The 22,126-nt window shown below is 66.4% G+C and carries 16 protein-coding genes; 8 read left to right on the forward strand and 8 right to left on the reverse strand.

The window, feature by feature from the left end:
- The first annotated feature begins 64 nt into the window (after nt 1-64).
- Nucleotides 65-544: a hypothetical protein gene (locus tag JOF48_RS12660; RefSeq protein WP_209681205.1), complete on the forward strand. Its 480-nt coding sequence runs from the start codon at nt 65-67 to the stop codon at nt 542-544.
- Here JOF48_RS12660 and JOF48_RS12665 read toward each other — a convergent pair.
- Nucleotides 541-4,770: an FtsK/SpoIIIE domain-containing protein gene (locus tag JOF48_RS12665; protein ID WP_209681210.1), complete on the reverse strand. Its 4,230-nt coding sequence runs from the start codon at nt 4,768-4,770 to the stop codon at nt 541-543. The two genes, JOF48_RS12660 and JOF48_RS12665, sit on opposite strands and share 4 nt — an antisense overlap.
- Nucleotides 4,771-5,033: 263 nt before the next feature.
- Between JOF48_RS12665 and glf the strand changes: the two genes are divergently transcribed.
- The 5 genes from glf (at nt 5,034) to JOF48_RS12690 (ending at nt 11,971) form a co-directional block, all read left to right on the forward strand.
- A complete protein-coding gene (glf, locus tag JOF48_RS12670; RefSeq protein ID WP_209681212.1) occupies nt 5,034-6,218 on the forward strand; it encodes a UDP-galactopyranose mutase in 1,185 nt (394 codons plus the stop codon).
- A 14-nt stretch (nt 6,219-6,232) separates the two neighbouring features.
- Nucleotides 6,233-8,245, forward strand: coding sequence for a glycosyltransferase (locus JOF48_RS12675; RefSeq protein WP_209684518.1), 2,013 nt, complete (start codon nt 6,233-6,235; stop codon nt 8,243-8,245).
- The gene (locus JOF48_RS12680) at nt 8,246-9,115 is read left to right on the forward strand and encodes an ABC transporter permease (protein WP_209681214.1); all 870 of its coding nucleotides are present in this window, start codon (nt 8,246-8,248) and stop codon (nt 9,113-9,115) included.
- Nucleotides 9,116-9,877, forward strand: coding sequence for an ABC transporter ATP-binding protein (locus JOF48_RS12685; RefSeq protein WP_209681223.1), 762 nt, complete (start codon nt 9,116-9,118; stop codon nt 9,875-9,877). It begins immediately after the preceding gene.
- A 120-nt stretch (nt 9,878-9,997) separates the two neighbouring features.
- Nucleotides 9,998-11,971: a DUF6541 family protein gene (locus JOF48_RS12690; protein WP_209681225.1), complete on the forward strand. Its 1,974-nt coding sequence runs from the start codon at nt 9,998-10,000 to the stop codon at nt 11,969-11,971.
- 116 nt (nt 11,972-12,087) lie between these two features.
- Here JOF48_RS12690 and rfbA read toward each other — a convergent pair whose 3' ends face one another.
- Nucleotides 12,088-12,951, reverse strand: a complete 864-nt coding sequence (gene rfbA / locus JOF48_RS12695; protein ID WP_209681235.1) for a glucose-1-phosphate thymidylyltransferase RfbA — start codon at nt 12,949-12,951, stop codon at nt 12,088-12,090.
- A gap of 180 nt (nt 12,952-13,131) precedes the next feature.
- On the opposite strand from rfbA, the gene JOF48_RS12700 reads away from it, so the two are divergent.
- The gene (locus JOF48_RS12700) at nt 13,132-14,232 is read left to right on the forward strand and encodes an acyltransferase family protein (protein ID WP_209681237.1); all 1,101 of its coding nucleotides are present in this window, start codon (nt 13,132-13,134) and stop codon (nt 14,230-14,232) included.
- Nucleotides 14,233-14,338: 106 nt separating this feature from the next.
- Nucleotides 14,339-16,429: an acyltransferase family protein gene (locus JOF48_RS12705; protein WP_209681239.1), complete on the forward strand. Its 2,091-nt coding sequence runs from the start codon at nt 14,339-14,341 to the stop codon at nt 16,427-16,429.
- 136 nt (nt 16,430-16,565) lie between these two features.
- On the opposite strand, the gene JOF48_RS12710 is transcribed toward JOF48_RS12705, so the two are convergent.
- From JOF48_RS12710 to JOF48_RS12735, 6 genes are all read right to left on the reverse strand, one after another.
- Nucleotides 16,566-17,654 carry an NAD-dependent epimerase/dehydratase family protein gene (locus JOF48_RS12710; protein WP_209681241.1) on the reverse strand — a complete coding sequence of 363 codons (1,089 nt, stop codon included), beginning with the start codon at nt 17,652-17,654 and terminating at the stop codon, nt 16,566-16,568.
- Nucleotides 17,655-17,700: 46 nt separating this feature from the next.
- Nucleotides 17,701-18,588 (reverse strand): glycosyltransferase family 2 protein, encoded by an 888-nt coding sequence (locus JOF48_RS12715; RefSeq protein ID WP_209681243.1) that lies wholly within the window; start codon nt 18,586-18,588, stop codon nt 17,701-17,703.
- 48 nt (nt 18,589-18,636) lie between these two features.
- Complete coding sequence (locus JOF48_RS12720) at nt 18,637-19,041, reverse strand: DUF2304 domain-containing protein (RefSeq protein WP_209681245.1); 405 nt, start codon at nt 19,039-19,041, stop codon at nt 18,637-18,639.
- 2 nt (nt 19,042-19,043) lie between these two features.
- Nucleotides 19,044-19,787 (reverse strand): glycosyltransferase family 2 protein, encoded by a 744-nt coding sequence (locus tag JOF48_RS12725; RefSeq protein WP_245346521.1) that lies wholly within the window; start codon nt 19,785-19,787, stop codon nt 19,044-19,046.
- Between the two features lie 78 nt (nt 19,788-19,865).
- Nucleotides 19,866-20,861, reverse strand: coding sequence for a glycosyltransferase family 2 protein (locus tag JOF48_RS12730; protein WP_209681247.1), 996 nt, complete (start codon nt 20,859-20,861; stop codon nt 19,866-19,868).
- A complete protein-coding gene (locus tag JOF48_RS12735) occupies nt 20,854-22,125 on the reverse strand; it encodes a polysaccharide biosynthesis protein (RefSeq protein ID WP_209681248.1) in 1,272 nt (423 codons plus the stop codon). Before JOF48_RS12735 ends, JOF48_RS12730 begins: the two co-directional genes overlap by 8 nt.
- Nucleotide 22,126 lies beyond the last annotated feature (1 nt).

Raw genomic sequence — 22,126 nt, forward strand, 5'->3', positions numbered from 1 at the left:
CGATGCGTCACAATGCCCCAGCGGCACACGGCCCGTTCCCGGCAAAATTGGATATGGTGCAGTTGTGCAAAAAGAACCCCGCAACCCTTCCGACGTACCCGCCGACGACGCCTCCGCACTGCCCGGGGCTGCGGTTCCGGACGCCGTGCCGGGCCGTCCGGCAGGTGTCTTTGTGGTCTCGGCAGTGGTGGGCCTGGAGGCCCTGGCGCTGATCGGCCTGGGCATTTATGCGATCTACGCGGCACTGACGCAGCCCATGTTCTCGCTGGCCAGTGCCGTTTTCCTGATAGTGCTGCTTCTGGGGCTGGGCGCCGGCCTGGCCGCGGTTGCCGTCAACGCATTCAAGGGCATGCGGTGGACACGCTCGGCCGCATTCGTGTGGCAGCTGCTCATGGTGGCCATGGCCGTGCCGTCCCTGCTTGAAGGAAACGTGCTGCTGGGCCTGGCCCTTCTGCTGCCGCCGCTGGCGGCAGCGTACTACCTCTTCACACCGAAGGTCGTGGCATTTTCGCAGCGCACCACGGCGGAAGGCTCCGTCCACTAGGCATCACCCGCAGCGGCTGAACCGCCGTCGTGCGCGAACTGGAACCATCGGCTGCGGCCCCGCTCCAGCAGGACCGCCCGCCCCTGGGGTTCGGTGCCCATGGTCTCGAGCCGCACCCCAAAGATCTCGGCGTCCCCGGGCCGCTGCGGCATCACAACCACGCCCTGCTGGGCCGTGCGCAGGCCCCATTCCATGGGGAGCCTGGACAGGGCCGGGCCCGGATAGCCGAACGCTGCCACGATGATCCCGCCCGCTGCAAGGCTGAGCGTCGCGTCGGCCAACTCCTGCGGCGGAAGCTGGTCGGCGTCGTCAATCCAGCGGATGGCGGCTGCCGGTCCGTCTGTGCCGGGGCCTGCGCCGGCACGCTCCCTGTGGGTCTGTTCCATGGCCTGCAGGAAGGTGCTCTTGCCGGACCCTGGGCCGCCGATGACCGGCAGCACACATCCGGGGGACACCACCGCCGCAACCGGATCCATGCCGTCGCCGCCAAGACCCAGCAATAAGTGCACGGCTGCCGTACCGGAGGCCGTCTCCGGCACGCGGCCGGCGGCGGCCCGGAGCAGCCCGGCCCCTGACAGCTGTTCCGGGATGTCCCGCACCTGCAAGACAGGGGCGGCAGGGCTGCCCATGGCAACAACGGCATCAGGGTCGTCCGCGGGACCGCGCGCCCCGCCGCGGGCGTCCTCCGGGAACCGGGGAGTCCCCAGCTGTGCCACATGGAGCACCTGCCCGCCGCCGTGGCCGGTGCCGTGACAGTCATTGATGGGCCCGGCGAGGGCCGCCCGCCCGGGCAGCGGCGTGAAGTCGGGCAGCCGGGGCCACAGGGCCGTGGACTCGGCATGGCTGCCATGCGTCAGGTACATCCGGTTGGGGACGGCGGCGAGAAACGGGGCGGCGAGCAGTTCCCGGCCGCCGCCCACGGCCACCACCATGTTGCGCGGGCTGAAGCGGACCAGCTCGCCCAGGCCGTCTTCGGCTGCATGCCAGGGGCTGTTCCGAAGCGCGGCAACCCACCTGCCCCAGTCGCTGACGCACAGCACCAGGGGGGCAGCGGTGCTGCGCGAGTGTTCCAGCAGGCGTTCGATGAGGCGCCCTGCCGTGCGCAGTTGCCCCGGCGTGACGTGGGCACCGACCCGCGGGTTGCGGGCCTGCGCGGCCAGGGACCCATCGCCGTCCATCAGGTACACGGCCGGCGGGGGATCGCCGTCCGGCGGCGGGGATCCCGCGCCCAGCAACTGGTGGACGAGCATCCCCAGTGCGCTGGAGGTTTCCTGCACCGTGCCGAACAGTGCCAAGTGCGACTGCACGCAAGGCTGCCACAGCAGTGGTTGCAGCGACTGGTCCTCCGGCACGTCAACCGTTCCCAGCAGGAACTGGCGGCCGGCGGCGCCGTCCGGGCTGCTGCCGGCGGTGTCTGTGCCGAGGAGGGGGACCTCGGCGGGTAGGTCCGGCGCGACCACCGCGGGCGCGGCGCCAGCTGTTGCCCCCGTGGCCGAGGCGAGGTGCTCCCGCCAGGCACGGGCAAGCAGGGCTGCCACCCCGGCGGGGTCGCTGCCTTGCCGGCCGCCGGCTGCAGGCTCCCCGGACTTTCCAAGGCTGGCGGCCGCCAAGGTGACGACGGGCATGCCGTCACCACCTCCACCTTGCAGGCGCAGCGTGGCGCTCTGGAACTCCTGCGGGGTGCCGCCGGCGCGGCTGATGTAGGCGCGCCCGGGCGTGGCGACGCTGATCTCGGCGGCGGCGCCGTCACCAATGACATCCACAGAATCAAACGCCGACTGCACCCGAAGACAGATCGAGCTCGTAACGTTGGCGCGGATGTCGGCGTTGAGGGCGCCCTGGGGCCGCTGTGTCGCCATGACCAGGTGGATGCCCAGGGACCTGCCCACGGCGGCGATCCGCATCAGTTCTGCCAAAGTGTCGGGAAACTGGTCCACCAGCACCCGGAATTCGTCCACCACAATGACCAGGTGCGCCATCCCGGCGGCCCCGCTGCCGGACGGGCCGCTGCGCCGGGTGCGGTACTCGTCGCTGTCGGCAGCCTCCGCTTCCGCCAGGGCCGATTCCCTCCGGTGCAGCTCGGCCCGCAGCGAGGCAATCGTCCGGGCCATGCCGTGTCCGCCCAGGTCGGTAATGAGGGAGGACGTGTGCGGCAGTTTCCGCATCACGCCAAGTCCGGCGCCGCCCTTGAAATCGATGAACACAAATTGCAGCTCTGCGGGGGAGTGGGCCACAGCCAGCGAGCCCACCAGTGTCCTCAGGAACTCGGACTTTCCCGAGCCGGTGGTGCCGCCCAGCAGCAGGTGGGGGCCGTCATGGAGGAAATCAAAAAGCACCGGCCCGTCCGCCGAACGGCCAATCGGCACAGGCTGGAGAGGCCGTCCCGCGGCCCGATGCCACTGTTCCCACACGTCTGCGATGTCCAGTCCCGGGGTTGGCAATACATTGGGGGCCAGGGAATCGGCGGCGGCAGCTTGCGGGGATCCGGGCCCGTCTGTTGTCCGGGCGCCGTGGAGGGCGCGGCGCCGGGCATGCGCAGCAAAGACGGCGGCCGGCACACCGTCGGGTGTGAAGGGCACCCCGGCCACGATGCCGGAGGCACGGCTGCCCGACACCTGCAGGACCGCCGCGGCGCCGGGACAGGGCGCCTCGGAAAACAGCAGCACCTGCACGCCCGGGACGGCTGCCAGCCGCGGGTCGACGTCGCCGCCCAGCACAACAAGCACCACGGACGTGCCCGGAACACCGGCGGTTGACGCCCCCTGCGAGGCCCCGGATGGCGGGAAGCCGGCACCTGCGTGCGGCACGGCCGCTGCCAACGCCGCCAGAGCGGCCCCGGTGGATGTGGCCAGGGTGGTCAGCGGCAGCAGCCTGGCTTCCAGGGGCAGGTCACCGGTGGGACCCAGGACAACAACAGGGACGCCGGCGGCATCGAGCTGAATCAACACATAGTTCAGCAGGGGCGCCGCAACGGATGCCGGCCCGCACACTTGCTGCAAGGCGCCGCCCAGCCGCAGGCATGCCGGGCGGGATTCGGCGGTGGGCGGCTTGAATGAAGGGTCGGCGGGGGCCAGCGTGAGTGCGGCGGGGCCGGGGGCGGTGCCCAGCCGAACAGCGAACCCGTTCCCCGGCGGCTGCGATGCGGGCCCCGTGCGGATGCCGCCGGCCGCGGCCAGGGAAGCGGCGTCGGGAAAGGCAGAAGCCAGTCTTTCAGCATCGCGGCGGGCGGCGCCGGCCACGGCCAGCCGCAGTTCCTTCCGCCGTGCCGAGCCACCAAGAAGGGGCACCAGCACTGTGGCGGCACCCATGGCGGAGAAGGCCAGAAACATCCACGAGCCAGTGGTAAGGGCGAAGACGACGCCGAGCACCACCGGCAGGAATCCGGCAACCATAAGTGCGGTCCGGCCGCGCCCGCTCCCGCCGGGAATGGGCACCTCCAGGGGATCAAGCGCAGCAGCGTCCAGGAGCAGGGAGCCTGTGCCCGGAAGGGACCCGTCAGGCGCAGACGCCCGGGAAACCGATGCCTGCCCGCCGAGGGACGGTTCCTGGAAGCGCAGCTCAAAGGTGCTGCTGCCGCAGGCCACCCGCTGCCCAATCTCCAGCTCAACCGGGAACCGGCCCGCAGCCGCCGCCCCAGGACCCGCGGCACGCCTGCGGCGCCGGCGGCGAGGGGAGAGGACTCCGCCGCGGCCAATGCCGCCGGAACCACTGTCGCCGGGGCCGCGCAGGAGGCGGAACCCGCTGGATCCGGGAACCGCCGTGAGTGTGATGCTGTGGGACCCGACCACGAGCGTGCCGTGGTGGCGGGAGAGGGAGGGGTCGGCGATAGGCAGGCGGCACCGGCCGCGGCCCAGCGAATAGCTCCCGCGGTGGAGGGCAAACACTGCCCCGGCCCCGGGCCCGGAACACACGGCCAGCACGGCAACTGCAGCCTGCGCCGGGGCGGCCCCGGCAACCCCGGCCGCGGGTGCCCCTCCCGGCCACGCCACCACCACGGCCCCGTCCACCAGGGGAGGAACGCCCGGCTGCAGTGTGGACAGGAGCTCACCGGCCACCGTGAACGCGGCGCCCGCCCAGTACTGCGAGAGGGCCGCATCGAGGGTGCTGCCGGTCGGTGCCGAGCCGGGCGGCCAGGCCACGCTGAGCTCCATGGGCGGCAGCCCGGCAAGGGCACCCGGACCGCCGTGCGCGCCCGGTCCTGCCACCACCGCAATTTCCAGCAACACCGCAACTCCCTCCAACGGCACCGTTGCCATCCGTCCCACGAGCCTAGGCGCCGCACCGGCTCCGGCGGCCTCCGGCGTCGGGCATTGTCAACAAAGGGGCGCCCGGCACCCCCTGTGGAGGAATGAAGCTGTCAAACTCCCCGAAATGTGCTGTGAGGAATGCCACCCGGTCACAGCCTTTGGATAACGGTCAGGTAACCTATGAAGATAGTCCGTGGCTCTGCTGTGCCCGGAAATCGCCACCAAGCATTACGGGAGAGTTTGTGAACGCTGACCTGGTCGTCGTCGGTTCGGGTTTTTTTGGCCTGACCATCGCAGAACGCGCAGCCACCGAGTTGGGGTTGAAAGTAGCTGTCCTTGACCGCCGCCACCACATCGGCGGCAATGCCTACAGCGAAAACGAGGCACAGACCGGCATCGAGGTGCACCGCTACGGCGCGCACCTGTTCCACACCTCCAACGAGCGCGTGTGGGAGTACGTGAACAGCTTTACCCAGTTCACCAACTACCAGCACAAGGTGTACACCTCCCACAACGGCGAGGTCTACCAGATGCCCATCAACCTGGGCACCATCAACCAGTTCTTCCGCTCCTCCATGGGGCCGGGCGAGGCCCGCGCGCTCATCCAGGAACAGGCCGGCGAGCTGGCCGGAACGGATCCGTCCAACCTCAACGACAAGGGCATCCAGCTGATTGGCCGCCCCCTGTATGAGGCCTTCATCAAGCACTACACGGGCAAGCAGTGGCAGACGGACCCCAAGGACCTGCCGGCGTCGATCATCTCCCGCCTGCCGGTGCGCTACAACTATGACAACCGCTACTTCTCCGACACCTACGAGGGCCTGCCGGTGGACGGCTACACGGCGTGGATCGAGCGGATGGCCGACCACCCGAACATTGAAGTCGTGCTGAACACCGACTTCTTTGACGACGGTGTGTACGGCCGCAAGGCTGTCCTGGGCCAGGTGCCGGTCATCTACACCGGCCCGGTTGACCGCTACTTTGACTACGCAGAGGGCGACCTTTCCTGGCGCACCATTGACCTCGAGCAGGAAGTCCTTCCCATTGAGGACTTCCAGGGCTGTGCCGTCATGAACTACCCGGATGAGGCGCAGAAGTACACGCGCATCCACGAGTTCCGCCACTTCCACCCGGAGCGCAGCTACACCAAGGACGCCACGGTCATCATGCGCGAGTTCAGCCGTTTCGCCGAGAAGGGCGACGAGCCGTACTACCCCGTGAACACCAGCGACGACCGCTCCAAGCTGCTCGCCTACCGCGACCTGGCCCGCGGAGAGGCCGACGTTCTGTTCGGCGGACGCCTGGGCACCTACAAGTATTTGGACATGCACATGGCCATCGGTTCGGCATTGAGCATGTTTGACAACAAGATCAGGCCGCACTTCACCGGCGGTGCGAAGCTGCAAAGCGGAGGAGTTGACGCGTGAGCGTGGCTGAAAAGATGGATAGCACGACGGCGGCACCCGGGTCCGCGCAGCGGCGCACCCTCCAGCGGGTCATCCTGCCCACGGACGCCCAGGTGGACACCGTCCCCCTGTACGTGGATGCCGGCTCCGCCAGCGGCATCCGGCTGCGTGAGGACGACGAACTGGCGCGCGCCCCGAAACTTCCCGAGGACAAGCTGCACCTGTTCAGCTCCGGCGGGCCCACCGTGCACTTTGACGACATTCACTCCCGCCGCTCCATGAGCATCCGGGCTGGCGAGCAGGTCTCGTACGGCACCTACTTCAACGCCTTCCCGGCCAGCTACTGGCGGCGCTGGACGGATGTGCGCACCGTCCGGCTCGAGATCACCACCTCCGGTGCCGGCACCGTCACCGTCAGCAAGTCCAACGCGCGCGGCTCCATCCAGCACGTGGAGTCCAGCCTGGTCAACGGCGAGACCACCACGGTGTTTGACCTGACCCTGGTGCCGTTTGGCGACGGCGGCTGGTACTGGTTCGACCTGGCCGCCGGCCACGAGGGGCTCACCCTGGTGGAAGCCCAGTGGACGGCGCAGGAGGCAGAGGGTGCCGAACAGCGGGCCCACGGGAAGGTGACCCTTGAGATCACCACCATGAACAAGCCCGACTACTGCCTGAACAACGCCCGCATCCTGGCCGCCAACCCGGATGCGCTGGAAAACGTGCAGGAAATCCTGATCGTGGACCAGGGCACCAAGAAGGTCCGCGACGAGGAGGGCTTCGCCGAGGTCAGCGCCTCGCTGGGCGGCAAGCTGCGCGTCATCGACCAGGGCAACCTGGGCGGCTCCGGCGGCTTCGCCCGCGGCATGTACGAGGCCGTGGAAAACGGCAGCGACTATGCGCTCCTGCTTGACGACGACGTCGTGGTTGAGCCCGAGAGCATCCTGCGCATGCTCGCCTTTGCCGACCACTGCAAGAAGCCCACCATTGTGGGCGGGCACATGTTTGACCTGCACAACCGCAGCGTCCTGCACACTTTTGGCGAGGTCGTGGACCCGCACCGCATCGTCCCCGCCACCCCGCACGCCGACATGGACATGCGCCACGACTTCTCCGTGGCCAACCTGCGCCAGACGTCCTGGCTGCACCGCCGCGTCGACGTCGACTACAACGGATGGTGGATGTGCATGATCCCCACCGCCGTCATCAAGGACATAGGCCTTTCCCTGCCGTTGTTCATCAAGTGGGACGACGCCGAATACGGCCTGCGTGCGCGGGCTGCGGGCTACGCCACGGTGTCCCTGCCAGGTGCTGCAGTCTGGCACGTCTCCTGGCTGGACAAGGATGACATGGTGGGCTGGCAGTCGTACTTCCACGAGCGCAACCGCCTCATCACCACCTTGATCTACAGCCCGTACCCCAAGGGCGGGCGCGTGCTGCGCGAATCCGTGCAGGCCGACGTCAAGCACCTCGTCTCCATGCAGTACTTCACCGAGCACGGCCGGCTCGAGGCGCTGCGGGACATTTTCAAGGGTCCGGAGCAGCTGCACGGCGTACTCGCCACGAAGCTGCCCGAGATCAACGCCCTGCGCGCCCAGTATGCCGACGCGCAGCTGAAGGAAAACGTGGACGACTTCCCGGCACCCATGCTGGGCCGCGGCCCCATGGGAGGCACGCCCATGGGCCTGCCGCTGAAGAAGGACCTGGTGTCCTGGGGTGTGAAGACCGTTTCCCGCCAGCTGGTCAAGACCCCCTCACCGGAGTCCGCCGTGCGCCCGCAGGGCGTGCTGGCGCACCGCGACAGCCGCTGGTTCCGCCTGGCCCACTACGACTCCGTGGTGGTCACCAACGCCGAGGGCACCGGCATGTCCTGGTACCGCCGCGACCCCAAGCTGCTGCGCTCCATGCTGGCCGAATCCGCCCGCCTGCACCTGCGCCTGGCGCGCGAGTGGGGCGAGCTGGCCGAACGGTACCGGAACTCGGTGGCCGAGATTACGTCCATGGAGGCATGGAAGAAGACCTTTGACGCACACTCCGTGGATGGCGAGTAGATGGCAGCGGCCAAAAATGAATTGACCATCCCCGGCAGCGGGCGCGGCCTGCTGGACCTGTATTCCAACTGGTTCCTGCTGAAGCTGCTGGTCCGCAAGGAAATCAAGGTCCGCTACAGGGGTTCCGTGCTGGGGCTGCTGTGGTCCTATGTGAAGCCGCTCATGCAGTTCATGATTTACTTCGTGGCGCTGGGCATCTTCCTAAACCTGCAAAAAGCCACGCCGAACTATGCCATCTACTTGTTTTCCGGCATCGTGCTGGTCAACTTTTTCACCGAAACCCTGGGCAATTCAACCCGCTCCATCGTGGACAACCGGGACCTGATCCGCAAGATCTACCTGCCCCGGGAACTGTTCCCCGTGGCCACGGTGCTGGTCTCGGCCGCACACTTCCTGCCGCAGGTGGTGATCCTGCTCGGGGCTGCCCTTTTGGTTGGCTGGGCGCCGTCGGCACTGCAGCTGCTGGCAGCGGTGGCCGCGTTTATTGTGGTGGCCATCCTGGCCATGGGGCTGGGCCTGTTGTTTGGTGCCGTCAACGTCTACTTCCGCGACTCTGAAAACATTGTGGACATGATCCTCATGGTGGTCACCTGGGCCTCGCCCGTGCTCTACCTGTGGACCATGGCCAGGGACGCCCTGGGCCAGTGGTTCTTCCTGTACCAGGCGAACCCCATGACCGTCGCCGTGGAGATCTTCCACTGGGCGTTCTGGTATCCCACGCTCGACGGCGGCCAGACCGCCATGGTGGAGCTGCCGCCCAATCTCCTCACCCTGTGGCTTCCGGTGTCGCTGCTGGTGTCCCTGGGCGTGCTGTTCCTTGGCCAGTACGTGTTCCGCCGCCTCGCCGTCCACTTCGCCCAGGAGCTTTAGATGAGCGTCGAAACCGTTCCCGACAACATTGCCATCACGTGCCGGAAGTTGCGCAAGGTGTTTGTGCTGCGCAACACCCGGTCCATGAAGGAGTCCATCGTGTGGCTTGTGAAGGGCCGCAAGGGGGATCTCTCCAAGCGCTTTGATGCGCTGCAGGACGTGTCCCTGGACGTGGCCCAGGGTGAGACCGTGGCCCTGCTGGGCCTGAACGGTTCCGGCAAGTCCACGCTGCTCAAGCTCATCTCCGGCGTCCTGCAGCCCGACGGCGGAACCGTCCAGACCCGGGGCCGGGTGGCCGGGCTGATCGAGGTCGGCGCCGGTTTCCACCACGACCTGAGCGGCCGCGACAACGTATACCTCAACGGCGCCATCCTCGGCATGACCGAGAAGCAGATCGATACCATGTTTGACTCCATCGTGGAGTTTTCGGAGATCGGCGAGTTCATCGACACCGAGGTGAAGTTCTACTCCTCGGGCATGTACCTGAAACTGGCCTTCTCCATCGCCGTGCACACCGACCCGGAGATCTTCCTCATCGATGAGATCCTGGCCGTGGGCGACGAACCGTTCCAGCGCAAGTGCATCAAGAAGATCAAGGAACTGGCCGCCGCCGGCAAGACCCTCTTTGTGGTCAGCCACGACCTGGACCTGGTCTCGACCGTCTGTGAACGCGGTGTCCTGCTGGAACACGGCAAGGTCATCATGGATGCCGAGGTCCATGACGTGGTGCGGGAACTGCGCAAGCGATCGGAAGCCGCGTAGCCGGCAACACCGGCCCGGGACACCCGGAACGGCATGCCGGCCGGGCACTCCCGGACGGCTGAGAACAGATTTGTCCGGCCGGCCCTGTCGGGCCGGCCGCAGAAGTAGCAGTAAGGAAGCGTGGCATTGGTGACTTGGTGGGAAGCTCTACCCTTGATTTTGGTGGCGGGGGCAATCCTGGTCGTGCCCGGCCTGGTGTTCTCACTGGCCGTACGGGCCCGGGGCCTGGCCGCCCTGCTGCTCGCCCCGCTGTTCAGCGTGGCCATGGCCAGTGTGCTCTCGCTCGTGCTTCCCATGGCGGGCATCCGGTGGAACCCCGTCAGCTACGGCCTCGGCGCCCTCGCCCTCGCAGCCGTCGCCTTCGGCATCAAGCTGCTGCTGGCGCGCAGGTGGCCCGACCCCGATTGGCAGCCCGAGCCACGCACCCTGGTGCTCGTGTCCGCCGTCGGACTTCTTGGTGCGGGTGCCCTCATAGCCCTGCAGGTGGCAAGCGCGATCGGCGAGCCGGACAACATTTCCCAAACGTTTGACAACGTCTTCCACCTCAACGCCGTCCGCTGGGCGATCGACTCCGGCAACGCCTCGCCGCTGAACCTCGGTGCCTTCACGGGCATTGGCGCCTACCCGTCGGCCTGGCATGCAATGACCAGCCTCGTGGCCGTTGCCACCGGCGCCAGCGTCCCCGTGGCGATCAGTGTCACCAACGTCGCCATCGGCGCCATCGCCTGGCCCCTGGGCGTGCTGTACCTGGTGCAGCAGGTCGCGGGCCGGCGCCTGGTTGCCACGGCCGCCGCCATGATCTTTGTTGCGGGCTTCACCGGTTTCCCCCTGATGATGATCGACTGGGGCGTGCTCTACCCAAACCTGCTCTCCATTGCGCTGCTCCCGGCCGCGCTGGGCCTCGTGTTCAGCGCCATGGGCCTGGGCAGGGGCTGGCGCCCCAGCTCGCCCGTGGCCTGGCTTTTGGTGCTCGTGGCCGTGCCGGCCGTGGCCGTCGCCCACCCCAGCACGCTCATGGCGCTGCTGGCATTTGTGCTCCCCGCCGTCATCCTGTGGGCCTGGGGCCTGACGGCCCCGCTGCTGCCGGCCAACACACCCGAACGCCGCCGCAAGCTGTGGCTTATCATCGGTGCCGCATTTGTCACCGTGGCGGTCCTGGCCCTCGTCTGGCGCAAGTTCCGCCCGCCGCCCGGTGCAGCCGGCTGGGGCGCCGTGGAAACCCCGCCGCAGGTCATCGGGGAGATCTTCCTCGGCGGCGCCATGCAGCGGCCCGCGGCACTCATCATCGCCGTCTGCATGGTGGCCGGGCTGGTGCGCATCCTGGTGACCCGCCGGCAGCTGTGGCTCCTGGGCACCTTCCTCGTCGCAGCCATCCTGTTCTTCTACGCGGCCGGGCTGGACTTCAGCCCGCGCTGGTTCCTGACCGGCGTCTGGTACTACGACAGCTACCGACTGGCGGCCCTGCTGCCGGTGGCGATGATCGGCCCGGCAGCCCTCGGCGCCACCTACCTGTGGGACTGGGTGCACACCCGCGTGTCCGCATACCGCCGCAAGAAGGGCCTTGGCGCGGCCTCCGCCTCCCCATGGCGCATCCCCGCCTACGCCGCCGGCATCCTGGCCCTGGTCATCGGCACCCAGTACGGGGTCATGACATGGGCTGTGGTCCACGCCAACTTCAACTACCAGGCCACTGCCACCTCGACCCTGCTCAGCCCCGACGAGGAGGCGCTCCTGAAGCGGTTGGACCGGACGGTGGAACCCGGGGCCGTCATCGCCGGAGTGCCCAGCACCGGTGCCGCCCTCGCCTATGCATACTCCGGCCGGGAAGTCCTGCAGCCGCACATCCTCACCACGCACGGCGAGGACGTTGACATTGTCAACGCCGGCCTCAAGAGCGCCGGTGAGTTCCCCTGGGTGTGCGATTCCGTGCGGAAGCTCAATGTGAAGTACGCGCTGGACTTCAGCACCCGGACCGTCACCGGCACCATGCCCGGCATGGGAGGGCTCATGGACTTGGGCTGGTCCACGTCCATGGAACTGGTGGACCAGGAAGGCCCCAACGCCAAGCTCTACAAGGTCACCGCCTGCTGGTAGCGAGGGGCTGGACAGTCCCGGGCTGAAGGCCGGCATAAAGAAGTGCGACGGCGGGAGGCCACCTTCCATGTGAAGGTGGCCTCCCGCCGTCGCACTTTTTTGTTTGGGAGGGCTGTCTAGGACTCCAGGAGGCCCAGCAGGTAGGCCCCGTAGCCGCTCTTCATCAGCGGTTCGGCGCGCTGCCGCAGCTCGTCGTCGCTGAGGAAGCCCTGGCGCCAGGCAATCTCCTCTGGTGCGCCAATCTTCAGGCCCTGGCGGCTTTCCACCGTGCGGATGAAGTTGGAGGCATTGTTCAGGTCCTCGAAGGTGCCGGTGTCCAGCCAGGCGGTGCCGCGGGGCAGGATTTCCACCTGCAGCTTGCCGCGTTCCAGGTAGGTGCGGTTGACGTCGGTGATTTCCAGTTCGCCGCGGGGCGAGGGCTTGAGTGCCTTGGAAATTTCCACCACGTCATTGTCATAAAAGTACAAGCCGGGGACTGCGTAATGGCTCTTGGGGAATTCAGGCTTTTCCTCGAGGGAAATGGCGGTGCCGGCGTTGTTGAATTCAACAACGCCGTAGGACTTGGGGTCCTTGACCCAATAGCCAAACACGGCGCCGCCGTCAATGTTTTCGTGCCGGCGCAGCTGCGTGCCCATGCCCGGGCCGTAAAAGATGTTGTCGCCAAGCACCAGGGCAACGGTTTCGGAACCGATGTGGTCCTCGCCCAGGATGAAGGCCTGGGCCAGTCCGTCGGGGGATTCCTGCTTAACATACGTAATGGAGACGCCAAATTGGGAGCCGTCGCCCAGCAGACGCCGGAACTGCTCGGCGTCGTGCGGCGTGGTAACGACCAGAATGTCCCGGATTCCGGCCAAAATCAGCGTGGAAAGCGGGTAGTAAATCATGGGTTTGTCATAAACAGGCACCAGCTGCTTGCTGATACCATGTGTGATTGGATGCAGTCTCGAGCCTGTTCCGCCCGCAAGTATTATTCCTCGCATAGAGCAATCATGTCTGTTTGCCAAGGAGGAACGCAAACGGAAGGGCCGGGCATCCCTGAGCAACAGCAGCATCGCTGGCCGGGGACCAGCGAAACGTGCGTGTCTGGCGTCCACATTGCTAAGTGGAAGAGCTGGGTAATCTTGGGTCGTGCAAAAGTGGCAGGCAATGGCGCTGCCGGTATGTGGTTTGGTTCGGCGCTGGATGTTCGCAACAACAGCCTGAACATGATTCGACTGTTTCTGGCGTTTGCGGTGCTTGTCCACCACAGCTGGCCGCTCACAGGCCATGGCGGGGAACTCGCCTTCGCTGGCGAGACCGTGGGCGGGTGGGCCGTTGCCGGATTCTTCGGCATCAGCGGCTACCTCATCACCTCCAGCCGCTGGTCCAACGCACTGGGCCCCTACCTCGTGAACCGCGTGGCCCGCATCATGCCGGCGTTCTGGGTCTGCCTGGCCATGGTGGCCTTCGTCTTTGCACCCATCGGCTACCGCGTGGCCAACGGCACGCTGGACGGGTTCCTGACGGCCGGGCACTCACCCCTGAATTTTGTCTGGTCCAACGCCTTCCTGGAAATGCGGTTCTACGATGTTTCCGGGACACCTTCCAACGTCCCGTACGAGGGTGCCTGGAACGGTTCCCTGTGGAGCCTGTACTACGAATTCATCTGCTACCTGATCGTTGCCGCACTCGGCTGCTTCGCCTTCATGAAACGATCCCGCTGGCCCATGACCGCGGCGTTTGTGCTGTCCGTGGCCGCCCAGGCCAACATCGACACCATCAGCCGGCTGACCAACGACAACTTTGATGTTGTACTGCTGCTGCGGCTGCTGCCCTTCTTCCTTGGCGGGGCCACCATTTTCATGTGGCGGGAGCGGATTGGCTTCCACTGGATCCCCGGAATCCTGGCCTTCGTTGTGGCCGTCATCATTTGTTCCACAGTGCCCCGCTGGGGCGTGCAGGCATCGGCATTGTTTGTCACCTACGGCGTCATTTGGCTCTCGACGGTGATCAGGCAGCCGCTCCTGATCGCGAAGAACGACATTTCCTACGGCGTCTACATCTATGCCTTCGCCGTCCAGCAGCTGCTTGCGGTGTTCGGCATTCACGAGCTGGGACTGTTCTGGTTCAGCGTGATCGCGGCCATCCTGACGGTGCCGCTGGCCACGGCAAGCTGGCTGTTGGTGGAACGTCCCGTCATGCGCAGGGTGCGGGGCACACGCGGGAAAGCCAAGGCCGTGCACGTCCCCGCTGTGGGGGTGCACGCCGCACCTGGCGTGTGATCCGCATCGCATTGCGTCCCCCTGTGACGCAATGACAGGTATTCTGTCTGGTTGGGGGATCGTGGCGCAGAAAGCGATCACGTCGTTTTCTTGAGGTACCAAATCCATGACTTCCAGCGCCACACTGCTGCGCCCCGCCGGGCCCGCGGCCGCCGACACCCCGCCGCCGCCACCGGCACCGGCACGGACTACACGCAAGTTCCTCCCGGAAGTGCAGGGCCTGCGTGCACTCGCGGTGCTCATGGTGGTGGCCTACCACGTCTGGTTCGGCCGCATATCCGGCGGCGTGGACATCTTCCTGCTGATCTCGGCCTTTCTGCTGACCGGCCAGTTCACCCGGCGGCTGGAAGCGGGGCGGCCCCTTGAACTCCTGAAGTACTGGGTGCACCTTTTCAAGCGCCTGCTGCCGCTGATCGCCGTGACACTGTTGGCCGTCTTGGGCGCCGCGTGGCTCTTCTTCCCGGTGTCGCGCTGGCCTGACGTCTTTGGCCAGGCCTGGGCATCGCTGTTCTACTACCAAAACTGGTACCTGGCCGCAGAGTCCGTTGACTACTACGCGGCGCAGCACAGCGTCGCCAGCCCCCTGCAGCACTTCTGGTCGCTGTCCATCCAGGGCCAGATCTTCATCCTGTGGCCGCTGCTCTTCGCTGTCGCCGCGCTTTTGGCCAAGCTGTGCCGGCTGCGGATCCGCCCCGTGCTGATTGCCCTGTTTGGTGCCGTGTTTGCCGGTTCCCTGGCGTTCTCCATCACCAGCACGGCCACCCACCAGGCCTTTGCCTACTTTGACACACGCGCCCGCCTGTGGGAATTTGCCCTCGGATCGCTGCTGGCGCTGCTGCTGCCCTACCTCAAGCTGGGCCGCGGCGTCCGCATCGTGCTCGGCTGGGCGGGCCTGGTGGCCATGTTCGCCTGCGGCATCGTGCTGCAGGTCGGCCAGCAGTTCCCCGGCTACATGGCGCTCTGGCCCACCCTGGCAGCCGCAGCGATCATCGTGGCCGGCTTCACCGACAGCCGCCTCGGCGCCGACCGGCTGCTCAGCCTGAAGCCGCTGGTCAAGCTCGGCGACAGCTCCTACGCCCTTTACCTGTTCCACTGGCCCGCACTGGTTTTCTACCTGGTGGTCTCGGGCAACGAACAGGCGGGCCTCGTGCCCGGGCTGGTGATTGTCCTGGGCTCAGTGGCCGCCGCCATCCTGGCCACCAAATTCATTGACGCACCCATTCGCCGCAGCCCCTGGATCGAACGAAAGCGCCGCCGCGCCGTCACCGTCATCCTCGTGTGCGTGGCCCTCGTCGCGACACCCCTGGCTGCCTGGCAGCATCAGCTCAACGCCGCCAACGAGGCTGCCCGGCAGGCCGTGCTGTCGCAGGCGGCACCCAACAACCCCGGCGCGATCTCCCTGCTGCCGGACTACGTGGACCGGACAGGTCCGGATGCGGTGCTGGTTCCCTCGCAGCTGGACATGCCGGATGAGTGGCCGCGGTTCGAAGGGGGAAAGTGCCGCAGCGACGGCAAGGAGATGCTCAACATCTGCAACAACGGGATCGAGGACGGCGAGAAGTCCCTGGTGGTCCTGGGCAGCTCCCACGCCCATGTCTGGAACACGCCGTTGCTGGCCATCGCCAAACAGAACAACTGGTCCGTGAACTCGTACACCAAGGGTTTCTGCCCCCTCGGAGACGACTTGTCCACGGGCATCACTGAGAGTTGCCAGAAGTTCAACGAAGACACCATGAGTGAAGTCGTTGCCTTGCACCCCGACCTCGTGGTGACCACCAGCACCCTGACGAGTTCTGAAAAGGGCGAGCCGGAAGTACTGGAACCGTCCTGGGTTGCCGCTGTGGGAACGCTCAACACAGCCGGGATCCCGGTCCTGGCCATCCGGGACACTCCGCGCTTTGCAAACCTCGTACCCGAATGCGTCGAAGAGTCCCCGGAGGACCTCTCAGACTGCGGCTCGGTGCGGTCCGAATTGTTCGCCGCGGTGCCGCCCACGGACGCGGTGGCAGGGTCGCTGCCGGAAACCACTTTTGTGGATTTCACCGACTACTTCTGCGACGCCACCACCTGCCCGGCCGTGATCGGCAACGTGATTGTGTACAAGGACGACAACCACGTGACGAGCAGCTACCTGAAGACCATGACACCGATCTTCGAGCGTGAACTCCACACCGCCACGGGCTGGGACATGAAGTAGCGCCGCACCCGGAACATTTTGGGCGGCGCCACCGGATCCGCAGCGTCATGCCCTTTACATCACCGCGAACGTACAGAAGATGCCAATGTTGGCGGGCAACATTGGCATCTTCTGTACGTTCGAGGGGGATTGGGCGCTACGCGGGCTTTACATCAGGCTGGACATCGATCCAGTCGGCCAGCCGGGCGATGCCCTGCTCCAGGTTGTAGCGCGGTTCCCAGCCCAGGACTTCACGGGCTGCCGTGATGTCTGCCCAGGCGTGCCGGACGTCGCCCTGGCGGTACTGGCCCGTCACGTGCGGTTCTGGGGCGCCGTAGCGGGCCGCGATGGTCGCAGCCGCCGTGCCGATGGTCTGGAATTCACCGGAGCCGATGTCCAGCGGGGTGGCCGGCGCCTGCTCCGAGGTGGCGGCGGCAACCACGGCGGAGGCGATGTCGTCGATCAGGATGAAGTCGCGGCGCACCTCGCCGTCTTCGTAGAGGGGGATGGAGCGCCCGCCCATGGCCATGCGGCAGAAAAGGCTCATGATGCCTGTGTAGGGGTTGATGAGGGACTGGCCGGGGCCGTAGACGTTCTGCAGGCGCAGGATGGCGCTCTCCACGCCGTAGGACTTGGCCCAGGCGAGCAGGATGTTCTCCTGTGCCAGCTTGGTGGCGCCGTACACACTCACAGGGGCAGGGAACACCTCAGAGGCCTTCATCGCCGTGGGCTCGGCGCCAGGGAAGTCCCACTCGGAATGGTCCAGGGTCTCGCTGGTGCGCTGGCCCGGGTAGAAGAGTGCGCCGTCGGCATTGCGCCAGGCACCCTCGCCGTACACGGCGCGGCTGGAGGTGAGCACGATGCGGCGGGGGAGCGCCTTGTTCCGGAGGAAGCCGTCCAGCAGCTGGGTGGTGCCCACCACGTTGACGTGTGCGTGGCGCGTTGCTTCCTCAAGCGACTGGCCGGTGCCGGTTTCAGCGGCAAGGTGGATGACGACGTCGGGCTTCACCTCAGGCAGGACGGCGTCCCAGACGGCAGCATCGGTGATGTCGCCAACAACCAGTTCGACGCCGGCTGCCAGGCCCGCGGGCCGCTCGCCGCTCTCGTGGATCTGCGGGTGCAGGTTGTCCACAACCACAACCCTCTTGAAGGATTGCAGCAGGGACTCGGAGATGGCGCATCCAATGAAGCCTGCACCGCCGGTGACGAGGACGGTCTCGGTCCGTGATTCGGGGGAGTTCTGCATGGTGGGGTTCTTTCTTGACTGGGGGATGACGGCGGCGATGGAGGGCTTATGACCCGAAGGCGTGGCGTGCCAGGGTCTTGGCGGCCTTGGTGTCCCGGGCCAGCAGGGCCTTGGGCACCAGCGCAAGGGCATGGGCGCGGGAGGTGATGCGCAGCTTGGCGGCCCGCTCGGCCTTGGTCCAGCCCAGTTCACGTGCCTGTCCGGCGGCGACGGCGAAGTAGTCGCGTTCGCCCACAAACCGTGAACCGTCCACGAGCTTCGAGGACGAGGCGCTTTCGGAGTGGCGGCGGTAGGAGAAGCAGACCGTGGGTTCGATCAGCAGCTGGTCGCCGGCGTAGATCATGTCCATGATCAGGGCCAGGTCCTGGATGATGGGGAAGCCGTCGCGGAAGTCCACGGCCTGCATCCGGTCCGTGCGGAAGGCCAAGGCGGGCCAGTACAGCCAGTCGCCGTGCATCAGGTTCGCGGCGATGGACTCGCCTGAGACCAACTGGGGGCCGTTGCCGTGGGGGCGCACGACCTTCTGCTTGACGACGTCGACGAAGGTCTTGACGACGTCGCTGTTTTCATCGATCACCTGGACGCCGGGCTGGATGATGGCCGCCGAGGGGAAGCGCTTGTGGGCCGCCAGGATCGTCTCAACGTAGTTGGGCAGCATGACGTCGTCGCAGCCGAGGATCACCATGACTTCTTCGGTGGCCAGGGACACACAGGTGCGGTAGTTGGCGGTGATGCCGCCGTTTACTTCCTTGCGGATGTACTTGATGCGGGGGTCGTTGAAGCCGGCCATGAAGTTCTGGATCTCAAGGTCCGCGTAGGCGTCGTCAACAACCGTCAGGAGCCAGTCGTCGCTGGTTTGTGCCAGGACGCTGTTGACAGTTTCCTTCATGTAGCCGGGGTCTCCCCAATAGGGGATGAAAATGTCCAAGGGCATGGTGGGGTGTCACTTTCTCCCCTGGGGGCAGGGGTTGGGCCGTGCGGCCTATTCGTCGGTGGGGGCCTCTGTGCGGACCGGTGCGGGGCCGGTGTCGCCGGCCAGGGAATCGAGGCGGCTTTCCAGCGCGGTCAGCTGGGCCCGCAGGATGGCGGATTCCTCCGCCAGGACGCGGGTTTCATCTTCAACCACGGAGATCTCCCACGACAGGTGCAGGCAGACCCCCAGCGCGAGCACGATGCTCATGGCGAAGAGCAGGTTGGAGGGAACCTGCACGTTCAGTATCTCGGCCACGAATTCCAGCAGGCGCGGGAACACCGCCAGCACCAGCATGGCCAGGCCCACCAGCAGCCACAGGGCGGCGTACTTCTCACGGATCTTCTTGCGCCGGAGCATGTCAAAAACTATGAACAGTATGAAGAGGGAGAGGATGAATGCGGCAAGGACGGACATGTTCACCCCACTTCACTTTCAGCGTGGACCACTGTGGACGGTTTCCTTGTCATGGCGAAGAGAAAGGCAAAGATGCTCCGACCCAGGTAGAGGGCGGCCTTTGCCGGGTTGTGGCTGGGAGTGCCGGCCTGCCGGACGCGCATTTCCACGGGGACCTGGGTGACCTTGCAGCCGGAACGGATGGCCACCACGAGCGAGTCAATGGTGTCGCCGAGGTATTCGGCAGGGTAGTGGTCCAGGTATTGGGCAATGCCCCGGCGGTTGGCCGCACGGAACCCGCTGGTCACATCAGTGAGCCGTGTTCCGGCCAGCCGGGAAATGGTCCTGGCCAGGAACACCATGGCCCACTTGCGGGGGCCGCTGACCGTGTAGGTCCCCTTTTCGGCAAAGCGGGCGCCGATGGAGATGTCTGCGTTTTCCAGCCCGTCAAGCACGACGGCGATGTCCTTCGGGTCATGCTGTCCGTCGGCATCAACCTGGATCACGGCGTCATAGTTCAGCCGGTGGGCGTACTTGAAACCGGCCCGCATGGCCCCGCCCACGCCCAGGTTGAACGGCAGCTGGAGCACGGTGGCGCCGGCGTTCGCGGCCACCTGGGCCGTGTTGTCGGTGGAGCCGTCGTTGACCACGAGGATGTCGTATCCCTCGGGCCGGGCGAGCACTTCCCGCACCGTGTTTCCGACGGCGAGCCCCTCGTTCCACGCCGGCATGATGACGAGAACGCGTTCTAGAAGTGGTGGGGTCATGGTCTCTAATCTATACCAATCAGGGGCAGGGACAGGGGTCGTGGCATGCGCCGTGGCTCACGCGCGCCGGCCGGGGAGCTACTCCAGGCCATAGCTTTGCGCGGAGTGCTTAAGGTAAATTTTGGCGAAAGTTGAAGGCGCCGCCTTGAGCAGCAGCGCCGCTGCTGCGAACTTCGGCTTGACTGTGGCAGCACCCGCAATCCAGGCGGGCCGGAGCGCCCGGCGGCAGTCGTCCACCGTGGCCTGCGCTGCCGGCTGGGCGGCCAATTTCATGATGGCGCTCTGGGCCGTGAGCATGGTGATGAGCAGGCGCATGGTGGCGTAGGGCTTGGCATACGATCCGGTTCGCAGTTCCAGCGGCAGGTGCTGGTGGAGGTCGGCCAGGGCCAGGTCGGCGTCGCTGCGTGCCGGGATCCGGCCCCAGGTCAGCGAACCGGACGAGATGTAATAGCGGTTCAGCGGGACGGGCGAGCTGGTGACCTTTCGGGCCCGGGAGTCGAGCAGGATGTTGATCGTCATGTCCTCGAACCTGGTGGAACCCTCGGGGAATGCGACATCGGAGAACAAGGTGCGCCGGTAGACCTTGTCCCACGCGAACGGCAGGATTTCATCCAACATGGCGGCCCGCACGGCCTCATGCCCCGTGGATTGCCCAATGAACGCACTGTGCCGGGTGCTTTCGCTCCCGTCGGGCCGGACCACGACGTGCCCGGCCATCGAAATGTCGAAATCGGAGCCCAGCGCGCCGACGTGGTGGGCGAGAAAGCCCGGGAGGTACTCGTCGTCGGAATCCAAAAACGCAACAAAGGTCCCTGTCGCTGCACGCAGTGCCTCGTTGCGGACACCCGAGGGTCCCACATTGCGGGGCATGTCAATCAGCGTCACCCGCGCGTCGCCCGTGGCGGCACCCAGGGCCTTGACGAGCTCCACGGAGTTGTCCGTCGAGGCGTCGTTGACAACGAACAGCTCAAAGTCGGTGAAGGTCTGGGCCAGGACGCTGGAGATGGCCCTTTCCACGGTTGCCGCTGCGTTGAAGCACGGCATGATGATCGAGACTTGGGGGGAACTAGGCATCGCTTGGGTCCTTCGACGTCGACGGGGCAGGGGCCGGCTGGCGGCGCAACACACCGATTCCATGGACCAGCGCACCAACGGCCGGTCCGGCAAACAGGCTGGCAACCACCACCAGGTCCAAGGGGCCGGGCACAAACAAGATGCCGACGGAGACTGCGGTTGCTGCCACCCATCCGGCCAGGTACAGTCCGTGGCGGCCCTGTGCCATGGCCGTGGTGCCAGTCAGGGTGAGGATGGCCAGGAACGCTGCGGCCAGCGTCAGGGCACCGAGCAACCAGCCGTCGACGGAGTAGTCCGGGCCGAAGATGAGCATGATCCACGGCCCCACCAGGGCAGCGGCCACAGCACCTACAAGCCCAAGGGCAACCACTGCCAGAAACGGTTTGGCCAGCACCCGGTAGGCGGGCTCCCTGGAATGGATCAGCGCCGTCATGACAACGCCCTGAAAGGCCTGCAGCGGAATCATGATGGGTGCCCGGGTCAGGGAAACCGCCAGAAGCAGCGGGGCCGCCAAGGCAAAGTCTGCCGGATCCGCCGCAATCTTGATAACAGCGGGAAAGCCGGTGACCAGCACGGCGGTCGCCGCCGCCGTGGCCATGGCCATGAGGCAGCGCACCATGTAGGGGAGCATGCCGACATCGGCGCGGGCGCGCATGCCGGCGCGGCCGCCGGAGGAGAAGACGGCGAAGTACAGCCAGACGAGTGTTCCGCTCAGTGCTGCATACTCGAGCCCCGCCAGGCTGCCCCCGATGAAGGCGGCAACGGCCATGACCAGCAGCCTGAAGACGGCTTCGGCGGCAGCCAGCCCCGAATAGGTGCCCCACCGTTCCTGCCCTGCGCTCGCCCCGGCCAGCCCAATGTGCCCGGAGTACAGCAGGACGGCCAGGGCGATGCCCAGCCACAGCAGGGCCGGCGCGTCCGGAATCAGCACCGGCATCCACCAGGGGCTGGTGACGGCCACGATGAGGGCGGCGGCCCCGCCGATCAGCAGGGACACGGGGAGTACCGGGGCTCCAGCCATGGCGGCCGCGTGGTGCATCATCCGCCGTGACTTCACGGCCCGGGTCGCTTCCGTCATGAGGCCGGTCAAGACCCCGAACAAGCCGAGCAGGACACCCCAGAACGCGAGGAAGTTTGCGTTGTCGGCTGGTGTCAGGCTGCGCGAGGCCACGATGAGCACAATGTATCCGCAGGCTGCGGCAACCAGGGAGGACAGGCCGACGGCGGAGAGTGTCCTGCCCTTGCCGGGAGCTGCGGACGGCACC

The organism is Arthrobacter stackebrandtii (assembly GCF_017876675.1).
Classification (GTDB): domain Bacteria; phylum Actinomycetota; class Actinomycetes; order Actinomycetales; family Micrococcaceae; genus Specibacter; species Specibacter stackebrandtii.

Bases quoted from the DNA above. Each gene is read 5' to 3' on its own strand.
- JOF48_RS12680 (WP_209681214.1), top strand. From the start codon at position 8,246: ATGGCAGCGGCCAAAAATGAATTGACCATCCCCGGCAGCGGGCGCGGC.
- JOF48_RS12675 (WP_209684518.1), top strand. From the start codon at position 6,233: ATGGATAGCACGACGGCGGCACCCGGGTCCGCGCAGCGGCGCACCCTC.
- JOF48_RS12705 (WP_209681239.1), top strand. From the start codon at position 14,339: ATGACTTCCAGCGCCACACTGCTGCGCCCCGCCGGGCCCGCGGCCGCC.
- JOF48_RS12700 (WP_209681237.1), top strand. From the start codon at position 13,132: ATGTGGTTTGGTTCGGCGCTGGATGTTCGCAACAACAGCCTGAACATG.
- JOF48_RS12720 (WP_209681245.1), bottom strand. From the start codon at position 19,041: ATGTCCGTCCTTGCCGCATTCATCCTCTCCCTCTTCATACTGTTCATA.
- JOF48_RS12725 (WP_245346521.1), bottom strand. From the start codon at position 19,787: ATGACCCCACCACTTCTAGAACGCGTTCTCGTCATCATGCCGGCGTGG.
- JOF48_RS12730 (WP_209681247.1), bottom strand. From the start codon at position 20,861: ATGCCTAGTTCCCCCCAAGTCTCGATCATCATGCCGTGCTTCAACGCA.
- JOF48_RS12685 (WP_209681223.1), top strand. From the start codon at position 9,116: ATGAGCGTCGAAACCGTTCCCGACAACATTGCCATCACGTGCCGGAAG.
- JOF48_RS12715 (WP_209681243.1), bottom strand. From the start codon at position 18,588: ATGCCCTTGGACATTTTCATCCCCTATTGGGGAGACCCCGGCTACATG.
- rfbA (WP_209681235.1), bottom strand. From the start codon at position 12,951: ATGCGAGGAATAATACTTGCGGGCGGAACAGGCTCGAGACTGCATCCA.
- JOF48_RS12710 (WP_209681241.1), bottom strand. From the start codon at position 17,654: ATGCAGAACTCCCCCGAATCACGGACCGAGACCGTCCTCGTCACCGGC.